The organism is uncultured Roseobacter sp., from assembly GCF_947501835.1.
GTDB lineage: Bacteria > Pseudomonadota > Alphaproteobacteria > Rhodobacterales > Rhodobacteraceae > Roseobacter.
The window spans coordinates 1-1,063 of the sequence record NZ_CANMXR010000056.1 but is presented as its reverse complement, the minus strand read 5'-3'; the positions used below and the strand labels follow the sequence as shown (position 1 = coordinate 1,063).

The 1,063-nt window shown below is 63.0% G+C and carries 1 protein-coding gene; it reads right to left on the bottom strand.

The window, feature by feature from the left end; genetic code table 11:
• A partial coding sequence (locus Q1A20_RS26065) for an S-(hydroxymethyl)glutathione dehydrogenase/class III alcohol dehydrogenase (RefSeq protein WP_299919728.1) occupies window positions 1–1,058 on the bottom strand: 1,058 nt, incomplete at its 3' end.
• Window positions 1,059–1,063: the final 5 nt, after the last annotated feature.

Below are 1,063 nucleotides of genomic sequence, written 5' to 3'. Positions count from 1 at the left end.
TGGTTGATCTCGTCCAGTGTCAGCTTATGCGTGATCATCGGGTCGATCTCGATCTTGCCGTCCATGTACCAGTCCACGATCTTGGGCACATCCGTGCGCCCCTTGGCCCCGCCAAACGCCGTGCCGCGCCAGACCCGGCCCGTCACCAGCTGGAACGGCCGCGTGGAGATCTCGGCCCCCGCGGGCGCCACCCCGATGATGATGCTCTCGCCCCAGCCCTTATGCGCGCATTCCAGCGCCGTGCGCATCACGTTCACATTGCCCGTCGCATCAAAGGTATAATCCGCCCCGCCGCCCGTCAGCTCGACCAGATGCGCCACCATATCGCCCTCGACCTTCGAGGGGTTCACGAAATCGGTCATGCCGAAATGCGTGCCCATCTTGACCTTGTCGTCATTGAGATCCACGCCCACGATCTGATCCGCACCGGCCAGTTTCAGCCCCTGGATCACGTTGAGACCGATGCCGCCCAGACCAAAAACCACCGCCGTGGAGCCGATCTCAACCTTGGCCGTGTTGATCACCGCACCGATGCCCGTGGTCACACCGCAGCCGATGTAGCAGATCTTGTCAAAGGGCGCGTCGCGGCGGACCTTGGCCAGCGCAATCTCCGGCACCACCGTGTGATTGGCGAAGGTCGAGCAGCCCATGTAGTGGTGAATCGGCGTGCCATCCAGCATCGAAAACCGCGTCGAGCCATCGGGTAGCAGCCCCTGTCCTTGGGTGCTGCGCACCTTCTGGCAGAGGTTGGTTTTCGGGTTCAGGCAGTAGTCGCACTCGCGGCATTCGGGCGTGTAGAGCGGGATCACGTGATCGCCCACTTCCAGGCTGGTGACGCCCTCGCCCACCTCGATGACAACGCCCGCGCCCTCATGGCCCAGGATCGCCGGGAAAATACCCTCAGGGTCATCGCCCGAGCGCGTGAATTCATCGGTGTGACACAGGCCCGTCGCCTTGATCTCCACCAGAACCTCACCCGCGCGCGGCCCTTCAAGGTTCACCTCCATCACCTGCAAAGGCTCCCCCGCAGCAACCGCAACCGCAGCTCGCGTTCTCATCATAA